The 526-nt window shown below is 39.5% G+C and carries 1 pseudogene; it reads left to right on the forward strand.

Annotated elements, in window-relative coordinates:
* Positions 1-526: pseudogene (locus tag FLB_RS14305) on the forward strand (calcium-binding protein); the annotation flags it as partial.

Genomic DNA, 526 nt, shown 5'->3' on the forward strand with positions numbered 1-526 from the left:
TTTTCGAAAACAACGCAAGCTTGGTACAAACCACCAATGTAACGAATACAGGAGCTATAGAATACCGTCGTACTTCTTCTCCGATGAAAAATTTTGATTTTACGTATTGGGCTTCACCGGTAACAGGTCAAAATATAGTGGCTTTATCTCCCAATACGTTAGCAGATAAATATTTTAGGTTCGATGGTGCCCTAAATGATTGGGTTCTTTATAATAATCCAGCTACTAGTCCAACTCCTAGTACTATGATTCCAGGAGTAGGATATATTATTCGTGTTCCGAAACCTAATTTTTGGCCAGTTCCAACTGCATCTAATTGGGCACAGCCAGTAGCTTTCAAAGGGGTTCCAAACAATGGGGATTATACCTTTACTGCAGGGGCAGGTCAATTCAATTTGTTAGGGAATCCATATCCTTCGGCAATTGATGCGGATAAGTTTATCAATGCCAATAGTGGTATTATCAATGGAGCATTGTATTTCTGGACACATAATACCGCTATTGCACCAAGTGGTTCGGATTATGT

This window comes from Flavobacterium succinicans (genome assembly GCF_001662485.1).
Classification (GTDB): domain Bacteria; phylum Bacteroidota; class Bacteroidia; order Flavobacteriales; family Flavobacteriaceae; genus Flavobacterium; species Flavobacterium succinicans_A.